The organism is Streptomyces asoensis (assembly GCF_013085465.1).
GTDB classification, from domain to species: Bacteria; Actinomycetota; Actinomycetes; order Streptomycetales; family Streptomycetaceae; genus Streptomyces; species Streptomyces cacaoi_A.
On record NZ_CP049838.1, the window covers coordinates 4651494 to 4666820 of the forward strand.

At 74.1% G+C, this 15327-nt stretch carries 12 protein-coding genes and 1 pseudogene; 8 read left to right on the plus strand and 5 right to left on the minus strand.

Annotated elements, in window-relative coordinates:
* Nucleotides 1-136: 136 nt before the first annotated feature.
* Nucleotides 137-2710 (plus strand): helicase C-terminal domain-containing protein, encoded by a 2574-nt coding sequence (locus tag G9272_RS20680; protein ID WP_171397977.1) that lies wholly within the window; start codon nucleotides 137-139, stop codon nucleotides 2708-2710.
* Between the two features lie 560 nt (nucleotides 2711-3270).
* Here the strand turns inward: G9272_RS20680 and G9272_RS20685 are convergent.
* Nucleotides 3271-3825, minus strand: a complete 555-nt coding sequence (locus G9272_RS20685; protein WP_171397978.1) for a hypothetical protein — start codon at nucleotides 3823-3825, stop codon at nucleotides 3271-3273.
* 161 nt (nucleotides 3826-3986) lie between these two features.
* Here G9272_RS20685 and G9272_RS20690 point away from each other — a divergent pair, with 161 nt between their 5' ends.
* Nucleotides 3987-5633 carry a DNA repair helicase XPB gene (locus G9272_RS20690; protein WP_171402087.1) on the plus strand — a complete coding sequence of 549 codons (1647 nt, stop codon included), beginning with the start codon at nucleotides 3987-3989 and terminating at the stop codon, nucleotides 5631-5633.
* A 1-nt stretch (nucleotide 5634) separates the two neighbouring features.
* On the opposite strand, the gene G9272_RS20695 is transcribed toward G9272_RS20690, so the two are convergent.
* On the minus strand, nucleotides 5635-5817 hold the full coding sequence (locus G9272_RS20695; protein WP_171397979.1) for a hypothetical protein: 183 nt from the start codon (nucleotides 5815-5817) through the stop codon (nucleotides 5635-5637).
* A gap of 682 nt (nucleotides 5818-6499) precedes the next feature.
* Here G9272_RS20695 and G9272_RS20700 point away from each other — a divergent pair.
* Nucleotides 6500-8563 (plus strand): HelD family protein, encoded by a 2064-nt coding sequence (locus tag G9272_RS20700; protein WP_171402088.1) that lies wholly within the window; start codon nucleotides 6500-6502, stop codon nucleotides 8561-8563.
* 263 nt (nucleotides 8564-8826) lie between these two features.
* Here the strand turns inward: G9272_RS20700 and G9272_RS20705 are convergent, their stop codons facing one another.
* Nucleotides 8827-9546: a copper homeostasis protein CutC gene (locus G9272_RS20705; RefSeq protein ID WP_171397980.1), complete on the minus strand. Its 720-nt coding sequence runs from the start codon at nucleotides 9544-9546 to the stop codon at nucleotides 8827-8829.
* A 104-nt stretch (nucleotides 9547-9650) separates the two neighbouring features.
* Between G9272_RS20705 and G9272_RS45360 the strand changes: the two genes are divergently transcribed.
* Nucleotides 9651-10295: an HD domain-containing protein gene (locus tag G9272_RS45360; protein ID WP_253267872.1), complete on the plus strand. Its 645-nt coding sequence runs from the start codon at nucleotides 9651-9653 to the stop codon at nucleotides 10293-10295.
* Nucleotides 10296-10306: 11 nt separating this feature from the next.
* Nucleotides 10307-10801 (plus strand): annotated as a pseudogene (locus G9272_RS45365) (GNAT family N-acetyltransferase); the annotation flags it as partial.
* A gap of 195 nt (nucleotides 10802-10996) precedes the next feature.
* Here G9272_RS45365 and G9272_RS20720 read toward each other — a convergent pair.
* Nucleotides 10997-11338 carry a DUF4031 domain-containing protein gene (locus G9272_RS20720; protein WP_253267873.1) on the minus strand — a complete coding sequence of 114 codons (342 nt, stop codon included), beginning with the start codon at nucleotides 11336-11338 and terminating at the stop codon, nucleotides 10997-10999.
* A 7-nt stretch (nucleotides 11339-11345) separates the two neighbouring features.
* A complete protein-coding gene (locus G9272_RS20725) occupies nucleotides 11346-11729 on the minus strand; it encodes a hypothetical protein (RefSeq protein ID WP_171397981.1) in 384 nt (127 codons plus the stop codon).
* 55 nt (nucleotides 11730-11784) lie between these two features.
* Between G9272_RS20725 and G9272_RS20730 the strand changes: the two genes are divergently transcribed.
* Genes G9272_RS20730 through G9272_RS20740 form a run of 3 tightly spaced genes read left to right on the plus strand, consistent with a single transcriptional unit; the run spans nucleotide 11785 to nucleotide 15165 of the window.
* Nucleotides 11785-12678, plus strand: a complete 894-nt coding sequence (locus tag G9272_RS20730) for a MurR/RpiR family transcriptional regulator (protein WP_171397982.1) — start codon at nucleotides 11785-11787, stop codon at nucleotides 12676-12678.
* A gap of 53 nt (nucleotides 12679-12731) precedes the next feature.
* Nucleotides 12732-13667 carry an N-acetylmuramic acid 6-phosphate etherase gene (murQ, locus tag G9272_RS20735; protein WP_171397983.1) on the plus strand — a complete coding sequence of 312 codons (936 nt, stop codon included), beginning with the start codon at nucleotides 12732-12734 and terminating at the stop codon, nucleotides 13665-13667.
* A 16-nt stretch (nucleotides 13668-13683) separates the two neighbouring features.
* Nucleotides 13684-15165 carry a PTS transporter subunit EIIC gene (locus G9272_RS20740; RefSeq protein ID WP_437184287.1) on the plus strand — a complete coding sequence of 494 codons (1482 nt, stop codon included), beginning with the start codon at nucleotides 13684-13686 and terminating at the stop codon, nucleotides 15163-15165.
* Nucleotides 15166-15327: the final 162 nt, after the last annotated feature.

The following is a 15327-nucleotide window of genomic DNA, read 5'->3' on the forward strand; positions in this document are numbered from 1 at the left end:
AGCGCCGGTCCGCAATCATCCAGCCCGTCCGGGGGCACCCCCCTCCGGGGGAGATTGAGGACAAGGCCCCTTCAGGGCCGAAGCGGGGGTCCCGGGGCGCAGCCCCCGGGGGACGCCAACCGCTACCGTGGGCAAGATGAGCACCGAGGACCAGCGGGCCCCCCGCTCCCTAGCGGCAGCGCTCCGCGCCCGGGACGACGCTTCACTTTCCGCACTCCTGCGCGCCCGCCCCGACCTCATCACCCCGGTCCCCACCGACCTCACCCAGCTCGCCACCCGCGCCGGCACCCGCGCCTCCGTCGTCCGCGCGCTGGAGCGGCTCGACCGGTTCGCCCTCCAGACCGCGGAGGCGCTGGCCGTGGCCGGCGACCCGGCGACGTACGCCGAACTGCTCGGACTGATGGCGGGCGACACCCGCGACCAGGCGGTCGTCGACGCGCTGCCCGGCGCCCTGGCGACCCTGCGGGAACAGGCCCTGGTCTGGGGCGACGAAGGCAGCCTCCGCCTCGTCCGCACCGCCCGTGAACTGCTCGCGCCGTCCGCGCAGCACCCGTCCCCGACGGGGCTCGGGCCGAGCGTGCGGGAGGCGACGGCGGGCATGTCACCGGGCCGGATCCAGGAGTTGGTGGCGACGGCCGGGCTGCCGTCCACGCACGACTCGGTGTCCGCCGTCGGCGCGCTCACCGCCCTGTTCACCCACCGCAAGAAAATGACCGCCCTGCTCGCGACGGCGCCCGCCGACTCCGTCGACGTCCTGAAGCGGCTGATGTGGGGGCCGCCGTACGGGCAGGTCACGGCCGATCCGGCGGCACGGCTGCGCTGGCTGCTCGATCGCGGGCTGCTGCTGCCGACGGCCCCCGGGACCGTCGTACTGCCCCGTGAGGTCGCCCTGCATCTGCGCGAGGGCCGGGCCCACCGCACGGCCGAACCCGTGCCGCCCACCGTCGAGGCGGTCGCCACGCATCGTCCACAGGTGGTGGACTCGACGGCGGCCGGGCAGGCGTACACGACGCTGGCGACCGTGGAGGAGCTGCTGAAGGACTGGCACGAGGGCGGCCCCGCGGTCCTGCGGGCCGGTGGCCTGAGCGTGCGCGACCTCAAGCGGACGGCCGTCGCCCTCGACGTGTCCGAGCCGATGGCCGCGTTCTGGATCGAGCTGGCGTACGCGGCCGGGCTGCTCGCCTCCGACGGGGAGGCCGACGAGCGGTACGCGGCCACCCCCGAGTACGACGAGTGGCTGGAGCGGCCGCCCGCCGACCGGTGGGCGCAGCTCGCGCAGGCGTGGCTGGCGGCGACCCGGACGTCCGGGGTGGTCGGCGGCCGGGACCTCAAGGAGCGGGCGCTGTCGGCGCTGGGGCCGGGCCTGGACCGGTCCGCCGCGCCCGAGGTGCGCCATCGGGTGCTGACCCTGCTGGCCGGGCTGCCCGAGGGCGCCGCACCGGACCCGGAGGCGGTGCTGTCCCGGCTGCGCTGGGAGCGACCGCTGCGCGGACCGCAGGGTCCTCAGGGCGACGACGACCTGCGCTCCCGGCTGGCCCGCTGGACCCTGACGGAGGCGGAGCTCCTGGGCGTGACCGGCCGAGGCGCGCTGTCGGCGCACGGGCGGGCCCTGCTGGGGGCACGACCCGCGCCCAAACCGGCCGCCGCCGCCACCGCGCAGGCCGACCCGACCGGCCCGACCGGCCCCGGTGACAAGCTGCCCGCGCCGCACCGGGCGGCCGCCGCCGGGCCCCCGGCCGTGCCCCTCTCGCCTCCCGAGCAGGCCGTGGCCACCGCGGCCGCCGCCCGGCTGCTCACCCCGCTGCTCCCCGAGCCCCTGGACCACGTCCTGCTCCAGGCCGACCTGACCGCGGTCGCCCCCGGTCCGCTGCGGCGCCCGCTGGCCGACGTGCTGAGCGTCCTCGCGGACGTCGAGTCCAAGGGCGGCGCGACCGTCTACCGCTTCACCCCCGGCTCGGTGCGCCGCGCCCTGGACGCCGGCCGCAGCGCCTCCGACCTGCACGCCTTCCTCACCGAGCACTCCCGTACGCCGGTGCCGCAGCCGTTGGCGTATCTGATCGACGACGTGGCCCGCCGGCACGGCCATCTGCGGGTGGGCGCGGCCTCGGCCTACGTCCGCTGCGACGACGACGCCCTGCTGAACGAGATCCTCGCCGACAAGCGCGCCGCCGCCCTGCGCCTGCGCCGCCTGGCCCCGACGGTGCTCGCGACCCTGGCCGACCCGGCCGCCCTCCTCGAGGGACTGCGCGCGATGGGCTTCGCGCCCGCCGCCGAGTCGGCCGAGGGGGACGTCCTGATCACCCGCGCCCATGCCCACCGCACCCCGCCCCGCACGGCTCCCGAGCCGGTGCCGGACGGGCCGCCGGTGCCCGACACCACACTGCTCACCGCGGCGATCCGCGCGATCAGGGCCGGCGACCTGGCCGCCACGACCCCCCGCAAACCGACGGAGGACGCCGCCCCGCTCGCCCCCGGCGAACTCCCCCGGACCAGCTCCGCCGAGACCCTCGCCACCATGCAGGCCGCCGTCCTCACCGGCGAGGCCCTGTGGATCGGCTACGTCAACGCCGAGGGCACCGCCAGCCAGCGCGTCATCGCCCCGGTCCGGGTGGAGGGCGGCTTCGTGACGGCGTACGACCACACGGCGGACGAGGTCCGCACGTACCCCCTGCACCGAATCACAGGCGTCGCAGAACTGGCGAACGACTGACCGCCCCCACCCGCTGCCCTGCCGGTTAGGCGGCAGGCGTGCAAGGGACCAGCGGGCCCGCGGCCGCCAGGCACATGGCCGCCTGTTGAATGACCGCCAGGCCGGTGGCCACCGCTTGCGTGACCACCAGGCCAGAGGCCACCGGGTGAGTGACCGCCGGGCCGAGGCCGCCGTTTGCGTGACCGCCAGGCCAGAGGCCACCGGGTGAGTGGCCGCCGTTTGCGTGACCGCCAGGCCAGAGGCCACCGGGTGAGTGGCCGCCGTTTGCGTGACCGCCGGGCCAGGGGCCACCGCTTGCGTGACCGCCAGGCCAGAGGCCACCGGGTGAGTGGCCGCCGGGCCGAGGCCGCCGTTTGCGTGGCCGCCGGGCCAAGGGCCACCAGGCCAGGGACACCTGGTGAGTGGCCGCCTGGTCGGAGCCACCGGTCGAGTGGCCGCCAGGCCAGAGGCCGCCAGGCCAGAGGCCGCCAGGCACATGGCCGCCAGGCCAAGGCCCCGCCCTTCGGATGGCCGACAGTAGCCGCCGCCGGTGAATGGTCGACGGGCCGAGGGCCGGCGGTTCAGCACTCTCCGATGGAGGCGTCCGCGGGTAGGCCGAAGTGGGCGCGGGCCGTGGCCTCCAGGGCTCGGGTCGACATCGGGTCCTGGAGGGAGGATCTGGCGAAGACCCCGAAGTGGGACTCCGTCCACCGCCCGTAGCCGTCGCCGTCCGGCGGCTCCTCCCGGGCGACGACCCGGTAGCCGCCGGCGGCCGCGTCGTCCCGCTCCAGCCGCACCACCTGCGGATACTGTCCGGCGCCGCACTCGACCAGGCTGTTGTCCTGCACCCCGTACTCGACGCACAGCGTGTTGACGCCGGCCCGCACCTCGCCCGCGTGTTCCTCCAGTTCGAGCGCCTTCGCCTGGCAGAACCAGCGCGCCTCGAGCGCGGGCACGGTCTCGCCGTAGCCGCTCCCCCGCGACTCCGCCGCGATCCTGGCCTCGATCACCGGCCGTACCTCGCTCCACAGCCGCCCGTCGATGTCCGCGGGCCACATCACCCAGGTGCCCGTGGCCGCCAGCACCGCCGCGGCTCCCACGCCGACCGCGCCTCTGCGGAACGACAGGACCGACATACCGTGACTCCCCACCGCGTCGCGCCCATCGCGCTGCTCCCCCGGTCAGACCCACGAACGCAGGTCAGGGTTGCGCAGGGCCGCCGGGAAGAAGCGGACCACCGCTACGGCGCGCCGTACGGCACACTGGAGGTTTGGCCCGTGCGGAAGGGATGGCGTACGTGAACGGACCGCTGATCGTCCAGTCGGACAAGACTCTGCTCCTGGAGGTCGACCACGAGCAGGCGGACGACTGCCGTCGTGCCATCGCGCCGTTCGCGGAGCTGGAGCGGGCGCCGGAGCACATCCACACCTACCGGCTGACCCCGCTGGGCCTGTGGAACGCCCGGGCCGCCGGGCACGACGCCGAGCAGGTCGTGGACGCGCTCGTGCAGTACAGCCGCTACCCCGTGCCGCACGCGCTGCTCGTCGACATCGCCGAGACGATGGACCGCTACGGCCGGCTGACCCTGAGCAAGCACCCGGCGCACGGGCTCGTGCTCACCACCACCGACCGGCCGGTGCTGGAGGAGATCCTGCGCTCCAAGCGGGTCGCTCCGCTGGTCGGCGTCCGGATCGACCCGGACAGCGTCGCCGTGCACCCCTCCGAGCGCGGGCAGATCAAGCAGACGCTGCTGAAGCTGGGCTGGCCGGCCGAGGACCTCGCGGGGTACGTCGACGGCGAGGCGCACCCGATCGAGCTGGACGAGGACGGCTGGGCGCTGCGGCCCTACCAGAAGCAGGCGGTGGAGAACTTCTGGCACGGCGGCAGCGGTGTCGTGGTGCTGCCGTGCGGCGCGGGCAAGACCCTCGTCGGCGCCGGGGCGATGGCGCAGGCGAAGTCGACCACGCTGATCCTCGTCACGAACACCGTCTCCGCGCGGCAGTGGAAGCACGAGCTGGTGAAGCGGACGTCGCTGACCGAGGAGGAGATCGGCGAGTACAGCGGGACGCGGAAGGAGATCCGGCCCGTCACGATCGCCACGTACCAGGTGCTGACGACCCGGCGGAAGGGCGTCTACCCGCACCTGGAGCTGTTCGACTCCCGGGACTGGGGGCTCATCCTCTACGACGAGGTGCACCTGCTGCCGGCGCCGGTCTTCAAGTTCACGGCGGATCTCCAGGCGCGCCGCCGCCTCGGCCTGACCGCGACCCTCGTCCGCGAGGACGGCCGTGAGTCGGACGTCTTCTCCCTGATCGGGCCGAAGCGGTTCGACGCGCCGTGGAAGGAGATCGAGGCGCAGGGCTACATCGCGCCCGCCGACTGCGTCGAGGTCCGCGTCAACCTGACGGACTCCGAGCGGCTGGCGTACGCGACCGCCGAGGCGGAGGAGAAGTACCGCTTCTGCGCGACGACGGCGACGAAGCGGAAGGTGACGGAGGCGCTCGTCCGCCGCTTCGCGGGGCAGCAGATCCTGGTCATCGGCCAGTACATCGACCAGCTGGACGAGCTGGGCGAGCACCTGAACGCCCCCGTGATCAAGGGCGAGACCTCCAACGCGCAGCGCGAGAAGCTTTTCAACGCGTTCCGGGAGGGCGAGATCAGCGTGCTGGTGGTGTCCAAGGTCGCGAACTTCTCGATCGACCTGCCGGAGGCGACGGTCGCCATCCAGGTCTCGGGCACCTTCGGCTCCCGCCAGGAGGAGGCCCAGCGCCTGGGCCGTGTCCTGCGCCCGAAGGCGGACGGTCACCAGGCCCACTTCTACTCGGTGGTGGCACGGGACACCCTCGACCAGGACTTCGCGGCGCACCGCCAGCGCTTCCTGGCGGAACAGGGCTATGCGTACCGGATCATGGACGCGGACGAGCTGCTCGCGGGTGAGGCCTGAGTCACCTGCGGCGGCGGACGCCCGCTTCCTCGCCGTACTCGCCGAGAATGATCACGTCGAAGGCGGCGCCCGCGAAGACCTTCACGGCGCGCAGGGCGTCGCCGAGGCGGTGACGGTGAATGTCGGACAGGGAGGTCGCGCCGGACGGGCGACCGGGGGCCGGGGTGATGGTCGCTGCACTCATGTATCCATGATGCGAGCCGAGACATAAAGCGGGCATCGGTCCCAGGTCCCCATTCGGCCTACTCCTCGGGTACACCTGCGGGCGGGGGTCTCCCCTACGGGACGGAGGGCCGTCGGGCAGGGGTCCCACGGGGGTACGGCCGGTCCCATCGGGGGTGCGGCCGGGTCCCCACCGAGGGTGCGGCCGGCTCCCATCGGGGTGGCGGCCGGCTCCCATCGGGGTGGCGCCCGGCTCCCATCGGGGTGGCGCCCGGCTCCCATCGGGGTGGCGCCCGGCTCCCATCGGGGTGGCGCCCGGCTCCCATCGGGGTGGCGGCCGGGTCCCATCGGGGTGGCGGCCGGGTCCCATCGGGGGTGCGGCCGGGTCCCCACCGAGGGTGCGGCCGGCTCCCATCGGGGTGGCGCCCGGCTCCCAACGGGAGTGCGGCCGGCTCCCATCGGGGTGGCGGCCGGGTCCCATCGGGGTGGCGGCCGGGTCCCATCGAGGGTGCGGCCGACTCCCATCGGGGTGGCGGCCGGATAAATGCGTTGGCACGCTCCTCCGCCGTTCACCTACAATCTCCGCTCTTGCCCGCCTCCCTTCCCGGAGTGCCGCCGTCCGGACGGAAACCGGACGGACTCACCGCAGCGCCCACCTCAGCCGGTCCGGAGGCACCCCCTTGTCCACGCCGCTCACGCCGTCCATGCCGTCCACGCCTGTCGACGACGATCCGCTCGCCCGTGAACGCGCCCACCTCGCCTCCTCCCGGGGTGCCCTGCGTGCCATGCGCGAGGACGCCGAGTCCCTCGACATCAGCGACGTCACCGCGAACTGGGTCAACGCCCAGATCCTGGAGCGCCAGATCGAAGAGCGGATCAAGGCGCTCGCCGACCTCAGCCACACCCCGCTGTTCTTCGGCCGGCTCGACTATCTGCACGCTCCCGGCGCCGAGCGGGCGGAGGGCGCGGAGGGGGAGCAGTTCTACATCGGGCGTCGGCATGTGCACGACGTCAACGGCGACCCGATGGTCATCGACTGGCGTGCGCCGGTCTCGCAGCCGTTCTACCGGGCCTCGAAGAAGGACCCGATGGACGTCGGGCTGCGCCGCCGCTTCGGTTACACCGGCGGCGACCTCACCGCCTACGAGGACGAGCACCTGTCCGACCCGGCGGAGACGGCGCGGACCAGCAAGCTGCTCCAGCGGGAGATCGAACGGCCCCGTGTCGGACCGATGCGTGACATCGTCGCCACCATCCAGCCCGAGCAGGACGAGATCGTGCGCAGCGGGCTGGGCGGCACGGTGTGTGTCCAGGGAGGCCCGGGGACCGGTAAGACGGCCGTCGGTCTGCACCGGGTGGCGTATCTGCTGTACGCCCACCGCGAGCGGCTCGCCCGCACCGGCACGCTGGTCATCGGGCCGAACCGGTCCTTCCTCCACTACATCGAGCAGGTGCTGCCCGCACTGGGCGAGTTGGCGGTGCGCCAGGGCACGGTCGACGACCTGGTGGCCCATGTGGAGGTGCGCGGCACGGACGACGCGGCCGCGGCGGTCGTCAAGGGTGACGCGAGGATGGCGGAGGTGCTGCGACGGGCCGTCTACTCGCACGTCAGCATGCCGAGCGAACCGCTCGTCGTCGTGCGCGGCTCGCGGCGCTGGCGGCTTCCGGCGTACGAACTCGAGGAGATGGTCCGGGAGTTGCTGGACCGGGACATCCGCTACGGCGCCGCCCGCGAGGCCCTGCCGCAGCGCATCGCACATGCCGTCCTGGTGCAGATGGAACGCTCGGGCGAGGCCCCGGACGACCGGGTGCAGGACGCCGTGGCCCGCAACAGCGCGGTGAAGGCGGCCGTGAAGGAGGTCTGGCCGGCCGTCGATCCGGCGAAGCTGGTGCTGCGGCTGCTCACGGACGCGGACTTCCTCGCCGAGCACGCGAAGGGCCTGCTGAGCGAGGACGAGCAGAAGACGATCCTGTGGGCGCTGCCGGGATCCGGCAGAAGGCCGGCCCGGTCCGTGAAGGCGGCCAGGTGGTCGGCGGCGGACGCGGTGCTGATCGACGAGACGACCGACATCGTCCAGCGCACCCACTCCCTCGGTCATGTGGTCCTGGACGAGGCACAGGACCTGTCCCCCATGCAGTACCGGGCGGTCGGCCGCCGCTGCACGACGGGCTCGGCGACCGTGCTGGGCGACCTGGCGCAGGGCACCACGCCGTGGGCGACCCGGAGCTGGCAGGAGGCCCTCGGTCACCTGGGCAAGGCGGACGCGGTGATCGAGGAACTGACGGCGGGTTTCCGTGTGCCGACGGACGTCATCACCTACGCCTCCCGTCTGCTCCCGCACATCGCGCCGGGTCTGACGCCCGTCGCCTCGGTCCGCGAGAACCCCGGCTTCTTCGACCTCCGGTCGGGCGCCGGCACCGCCGAAGTGGTCGCGGCCTGCGAGGAGTTGCTGCGCAACGAGGGCTCGACGGGCCTGATCGCGGCCGACGCCCGGATCCCGGCGCTGGCCGAGGCACTGTCCGCGTCGGGCATCGGCCACCTCGCCCCCGGTGAGGAGACCACGGCCGAGACCCGCCTCACCCTGGTCCCGGCCTCCCTGGCCAAGGGCCTGGAGTACGACTACGTCGTCCTGGACGAGCCCCAGGCGGTGGTCGACGGCGAACCGGACGAGCGGACCGGCCTGCGGCGGCTGTACGTGGCGCTGACCCGAGCGGTGTCGGGCCTGATCGTGACGCACGCGGCCCCGCTGCCACCCCAGCTCGACTGACCGCCCCGAGACCGGACCCCGGACCCCACCACCACCGACCGGCCCGACCCGCCCCGGCACCGGACCCCGGACACACACGGGCACCACCGACCCACCCGACCCGCCCCGGCACCGGACCCCGGACACACACGGGCACCACCGACCCACCCACCCGACCGGCCCGGGCCCGGGGTCTGATCGTGCCGTTCATGGCCTCGCTGCCGGGACCGTTCGGCCGACCGGCACCGACACCGGGCCGGGCCGGGCCGGCCCGCTAGACCTGCCTACGTGTCCTGCTCGTCGTGCTCGTCGTCCACCGCTCGTCGCCACTCCCCCACGGCGCCCGCCGACACGGGTCCGGCCCAGCCGTTCGGCCGGGCCGCGCCGCCGATGTGGAAGGCGTCGATGCCGCCGGCCCTCAGCACCGGCACATGGTCGAGGCGCAGCCCGCCGCCGACGAGGAGCTGCTGCTCGTAGCCCTGCTCCCCGTGCCGTGCCGCCTCCGCGAGGAGGGTGGGCAGGCCGGTGTCGACGCCGGTGGCGGAACCGGCCGTGAGGTAGGTGTCCAGTCCGGGCAGGCCGTCCAGCTGCTTGCGCAGGGCGTCGCGGTCACCGGCGTGGTCGAGGGCGCGGTGGAAGGTCCAGCGGCAGCCGTCCAGCTCGGCGACGACCCGCTCCACCGCGGCCAGGTCCACCCCGCCCTCGGCGTCGAGGAACCCGAGCACGAACTCGTCCGCGCCGGCCGCCCGCAGCTCGCCGACGACCCGGACGAGGGAGTCGACCTCCTCGGCGGCTCCCGCCGCGAAACCTTCGGAGCGTCTGAGCATCACGCGCAGGGAGAGGTCGACGGCGGCCCGGATCCCCGCGAAGACCGCGACCGGCGGGGTGAGCCCGTCGGCGGCCATGTCGGTGACCAGCTCGAGGCGGTCCGCGCCTCCGGTCTGGGCGGCGACCGCGTCCTCGACGTCGAGGGCGATCACCTCCAGAACTGCACGCTTGCTCATGGCACCCCATTCATCGGCTACATCAGCGTCATCGGGCGACTACAGGTCTAGTCCAATTCAAGAATACGCCGGAGAACCCCGTCCGCACGCGCGACAATGGGGCCATGGCCGATCTCGACGCCCTGCGCACCCGTTTCAGCCACACCCTGGACAGGACCCGGGGCCTGGCCGGTGGCCCGGACCCGGAGCCGTACGCCGACGACCTCCTCGCCCGCTGGCAGGAGCCGCAGCGCCGCTACCACACGCTCACGCACCTCACCGAGGTCCTCGACCGCGTGGACGTACTCGCGGAGCACGCCGCCGACCCGGACGTCGTCCGGCTGGCCGCCTGGTTCCACGACGCCGTCTATCTGCCCGACCGGTCCGAGAACGAGGAACGCTCCGCCCGTCTCGCCGAGCGCGCCCTGCCCGAGGCGGGGGTGTCGCCGGAGCGGACCGCCGAGGTCGCGAGGCTCGTCCGGCTCACCGTCACCCACGATCCGGCCGACGACGACCTCGACGGCCAGGTCCTGTGCGACGCCGACCTCGCGATCCTCGCCGCGCCGCCGACCGCGTACGCCGCCTACACCGCCGCCGTCCGCGAGGAGTACCACTTCGTCCCGAACGACGCCTTCCGGGCCGGCCGGGCGGACATCCTGCGCCAACTCCTCGACCTGCCACGGCTGTTCAGGACGTCGTACGGGAGCGAGCGGTGGGAGGCCACGGCCCGCTACAACCTGCGGGGCGAACTGGAACTGCTCACCTCGTGACCACCTCGCGCATCCCCACCGAACGCCTCACCCTCGAAGGCGTCACGCCCAGCGCCGCCGCCGGACTCCGGGCGGGCGGCGGCGGAGGCTTCGTATGGCTCGACGGCGGACCGTTCGAGGGGACGCGGGACGCCGCCGGGATGATGGTGCAGGCGTATGTGTCCGGAGTGCACCGGCCGGAGTTCGGTCTCTACGTCCTCGTGCGGCAGGAGGACGGCCGGGCCGTCGGCAGCATGAGCTTCCACGCGGCTCCCGACGAGGACGGCCGCACGGAGATCGGCTACGACCTGGTCGAGGCCGCCCGCGGCCACGGCTACGCGACCGAGGCGCTGCGCGCGCTGGCCGGCTGGGCGCTGGCGCGGGACGACGTACGGCGCCTGTTCGCGGTCGTCGGGCGCGCCAACGCCCCCTCCCGTGGCGTGCTCGAACGGGCCGGGTTCGTCAGGGTCGCCGCGGGCGACGAGGAGGACGCGTACGAGCTGCGCGGGCGTGAGCACCTGACGTAGGACGTCCTGCGCCCGCCCGACCTTCCCGCCCCGCCTACCCTGCCCTGCCCTGTCCTGCCTGCCCTGCCCTGTCCGCCCCGCCCCGCCTACCCTGCCTGCCCCGCCTACCCTGCCCTGCCCTGTCCGCCCCGCCTACCCTGCCCGCCCGCGCTACCTTCCGGCGCCCTACCTTCCGGCGCCCTACCTTCCGGCGCCCTACCTTCCGGCGCCCTGCCTTCCGGCGCCCTGCCTTCCGGCGCCCTGCCTTCCGGCGCCCTGCCTTCCGGCGCCCTGCCTTCCGGCGCCCTTGCGTCTGCGCAGGCCCGCCGCTGTCAGCAGGCGCACCACCTCGCGGCTGCTCACCTCGACCGCGCCGGCAGCCACCACCTCGGCGTAGCGGTGCGACGGAATGTCGTAGTGATCGCGCTCGAAGGCGCGCCGCGGGACACCCAACCCCTCGGCGAAGGCGTGCAGTTCGCCATACGAGACGTCGCTGACGAGGTGGGACCACATACGGCCGTGCCCCGGCCAGTCCGGCGGGTCGATGTAGACGGTCACGAGAGCCTCACGAGGGCGGCTCGCTTCCCAGGGCGGGCCCCAGCGAGCCCACCGAGGCGACCTTCACGCCCGCCTTGTGGCACACCCAGTGCGGGTCGGGGCCGAGTTCGGGCTCGACCTCGAGGGCGTGCGGGTCGCCGGAGCCGCAGACCGGGCAGATCGGCCAGCGCCCGTACCGCTCCAGCAGCGCGTCCTGCACGTCCTGCGCCACCAGTCCCGCCACGTACGCCACGCCGTCCGGCCACTGCTCGACCCACCAGCGCCGCTGCACCACGGAGTCCTCGACCAACGACACCACATCCGCCGCGGCGACCTCGCCCGAGGCCAGATCGGCCAGCACGAGGGCGCGTGCCGTGTGCAACGCCTGTTCCAGGGGGCTGATGGGGTCCATGCACCCATTGTGCGCACTCTTGACCCCGAGCCCGAACAGAAAATAGCTTTCAGAGGTGACCAAGGCAGTGAAGGAAACCTTCAGCCCCGATCCGGCCGCCCTCGCCGCCAAGGTCCGCACCCTGGCCCCTTCCCTGACCCGCTCCATGCGGCGCGTCGCCGAAGCCGTCGCGAACGACCCGGCGGGCTGCGCCGCCCTCACCGTCACCGGCCTCGCCGAACTCACCGGCACCAGCGAGGCGACCGTCGTGCGCACCGCCCGCCTGCTCGGCTACCCCGGCTACCGCGATCTGCGGCTCGCCCTCGCCGGGCTGGCGGCGCAGCAGCGGTCCGGGCGGGCGCCCGCCATCACCACCGACATCGCGGTCGACGATCCGCTGGCGGACGTGGTCGCCAAACTCGCCCGCGACGAGCGGCAGACCCTCGCCGACACCGCCGCCGCCCTCGACACCGGCCAGCTCGAGGCGGCCGTCACCGCCGCGGCGGCCGCGCGGCGCATCGACGTGTACGGCGTCGGTGCGTCCGGTCTCGTCGCCCAGGACCTCACCCAGAAGCTGCTGCGGATCGGGCTCATCGCGCACGCCCACAACGACACCCACCTCGCGGTGACGAACGCGGTCCAGCTGGCCTCCGGTGACCTCGCGATCGCCATCACGCACTCCGGCGCGACGCGGGACGTCATCGAACCGCTGCGGGTGGCGTTCGAGCACGGGGCCACCACCGTCGCCGTCACCGGGCGGCCGAAGAGCGCGGTGACGCAGTACGCCGATCATGTGCTGGCCACGTCGACCGCGAGGGAGAGCGAGCTGCGCCCGGCGGCGATGTCGTCCCGCACGAGTCAGCTGCTGGTGGTGGACTGCCTGTTCGTGGGGGTGGCCCAGCGGACCTACGCGACGGCCGCGCCGGCCTTGGCCGCGTCGTACGAGGCGTTGGCCCACCGGCACCGGTAGACCGTGGAGGTGCAGACAGTTGTCCCGACCCGCACCGGAAAGAGCCCTCCCCGATGACCTCCCAGCCCGACCCCAGTGAGCTGCGCGCCGCGCTCGAATCCCTCACCACCGAGGCGTTCCGCCCCGACCTCGCCGAGATCGACCGGCTCCCCACCCTCGACATCGCCCACCTCATGAACGAGGAGGACACCGACGTCCCCGCCGCCGTCGGTGTGCGGCTTCCGCAGATCGCCGCCGTCATCGACGCGGTCGCCGCACGCATGGCACGCGGCGGACGGCTGGTCTACGCCGGTGCCGGTACGGCCGGGCGGCTCGGGGTGCTCGACGCCTCCGAGTGCCCGCCGACCTTCAACACCGCGCCCGGCCAGGTCGTCGGACTGATCGCGGGCGGCCCGTCGGCCATGGTCACCTCCGTCGAGGGCGCCGAGGACTCCGAGGAGCTCGCCGCAGCGGACCTGGCCGCCCTCGCGCTCACCCCCGACGACACCGTGGTCGGCGTCTCCGCCTCCGGCCGCACCCCGTACGCCGTCGGCGCCGTGCGGTACGCGCGAGCCCGGGGCGCCCTGACCGTCGGGCTGGCCTGCAACCCGGGCAGCGCGCTGGCCGCCGCCGCCGAGCACGGGATCGAGGTGGTCGTGGGGGCGGAGCTGCTCACCGGCTCCACCCGGCTGAAGGCGGGCACGGCCCAGAAGCTGGTCCTGAACATGATCTCGACGATCACGATGATCCGGCTGGGCAAGACGTACGGGAACCTGATGGTCGACGTCCGTGCCTCGAACGAGAAGCTGCGCGCCCGCTCACGGCGGATCGTGGCGCTGGCGACCGGGGCGGAGGAGCCGGAGATCGAGGCCGCCCTCGCGGCCACCGACGGCGAGGTGAAGAACGCGATCCTCGCCCTGCTGGCCGGGGTGGACGGGCCCGCGGCCGCCCGCCTTCTGGAGGAGTCCGGGGGACATCTGCGCGCCGCGCTCGGTGCGGCGAGCGGCTGAGCCGCACGCTCGGGGGGTGCGTATCGACTCCTCCTCCACAGCCGCCGCGATCCTGCCCCTGGTGGGCGGCCCGGCGAACGTCACGTCCGTCGCCCACTGCATGACCCGGCTGCGGCTGGGCCTCGCCGATCCGTCCCGCGCGGACGAGGAGGCGCTGCGGGCGCTGCCCGGGGTGCTCGGGGTCGTCGTGGACGACGGCTCGTACCAGGTGGTCCTCGGGCCGGGCGTGGTGACGCGGGTGACGGCCGACTTCGAGCAGCTGCTCGCCCGGCCGTCCACCGCCGACGAACTGGGCGCGCGCGGGGCCGAGTTGCGGGAGGAACGGCGCAGGGGCAACGCGACTCCTTTCAAGGCCGGTCTGCGCCGGCTGGCCGCCGTGTTCGTCCCGCTGATCCCCGCCCTCATCGGCTGCGGGATCCTCGCCGGGATCAACGGTCTGCTGCTCAACGCCGGGTGGCTGCCAGGACTCACCCCCGCCCTGACCGCCGTCGCCTCCGCCTTCATGGCGCTGATCGCCGTCTTCGTCGGCCACAACACGGCGAAGGAGTTCGGCGGCACCCCGATCCTGGGGGGTGCGGTCGCGGCGATCGTCGTCTACCCCGGGGTCGCGAAGGTGACGGCGTTCGGGGTGACCCTCGCTCCCGGCCAGGGCGGGGTCCTCGGCGCGCTGGCGGCCGCGCTCCTCGCGACCCGGGTCGAGAAGTGGTGCCGCGGCCGGGTCCCGGAGGCGCTGGACGTACTCCTCACCCCGACCCTGACGGTCCTCGTCGCCGGGCTCGGCACGCTGTACGGCCTGATGTACGCGGCCGGCGCGGTGTCCGCGGCCATCGGCACCGGGGCGAACTGGCTGCTGGCGACGACGGGCGCCTTCGCGGGTCTGGTGCTCGGCGGCCTCTTCCTGCCGCTGGTGATGCTCGGCCTGCACCAGGCCCTCATCCCCATCCACACCACCCTCATCGACCAGCAGGGCTACACGGTTCTGCTGCCCGTCCTGGCGATGGCGGGCGCGGGCCAGGTCGGCGCCGCGGTGGCGGTGTACGTCCGGCTGCGCCACGACACCTCCATCCGGACGACGATCAGGTCGGCGCTCCCGGCCGGGCTGCTGGGCGTCGGGGAGCCCCTGATCTACGGGGTGTCGCTTCCGCTGGGCCGTCCCTTCCTCACCGCCTGCGCGGGCGGGGCGGCCGGCGGCGCCTTCGTCGGTTTCTTCGCGATGCTCGGCGACAAGGTGGGGGCGACGGCGATCGGACCGTCCGGCTGGGCCCTGTTCCCGTTGCTGGCGGGCAACCGGGGGCTGGGCCCGACGGCGGCGGTCTACGCCGGCGGGCTGCTGACGGGGTACGCGGTCGGCTTCGCGGCGACCTACGCCTTCGGCGTCACCGACCGCGTCACCGCCCGCGTGACGGCCGGCGCTACTTCCCGCGGGAGCGAGGGCGGGAGCAAGAGCGAGGGCGGGAGCGGTGGCCCTGGTGGCCCCACACCTCGCCGATCCGGCTGACGAAGCCGCCCGGGTCCAGGTCGGCACCGTGGCCGGCGTCCCAGTAGTAGGAGGTGTCGACGTCGTCGCCGAGGCCGGTCGGGCGGGTGGCGAGGTCGGCGGCCACGGACAGCGAGGTGTCGCTGTCCGCGGACGGCCACAGATCGGCCGAGAGCAGCCGCC

Excerpts from the sequence above, each read along its gene's own strand:
- G9272_RS20680 (WP_171397977.1), top strand. The coding sequence starts at position 137 with ATGAGCACCGAGGACCAGCGGGCCCCCCGCTCCCTAGCGGCAGCGCTC.
- G9272_RS20725 (WP_171397981.1), bottom strand. The coding sequence starts at position 11,729 with ATGGACCCCATCAGCCCCCTGGAACAGGCGTTGCACACGGCACGCGCC.
- G9272_RS20695 (WP_171397979.1), bottom strand. The coding sequence starts at position 5,817 with ATGAGTGCAGCGACCATCACCCCGGCCCCCGGTCGCCCGTCCGGCGCG.
- G9272_RS45360 (WP_253267872.1), top strand. The coding sequence starts at position 9,651 with ATGGCCGATCTCGACGCCCTGCGCACCCGTTTCAGCCACACCCTGGAC.
- G9272_RS20700 (WP_171402088.1), top strand. The coding sequence starts at position 6,500 with ATGCCGTCCACGCCTGTCGACGACGATCCGCTCGCCCGTGAACGCGCC.
- G9272_RS20705 (WP_171397980.1), bottom strand. The coding sequence starts at position 9,546 with ATGAGCAAGCGTGCAGTTCTGGAGGTGATCGCCCTCGACGTCGAGGAC.
- G9272_RS20685 (WP_171397978.1), bottom strand. The coding sequence starts at position 3,825 with ATGTCGGTCCTGTCGTTCCGCAGAGGCGCGGTCGGCGTGGGAGCCGCG.
- murQ (WP_171397983.1), top strand. The coding sequence starts at position 12,732 with ATGACCTCCCAGCCCGACCCCAGTGAGCTGCGCGCCGCGCTCGAATCC.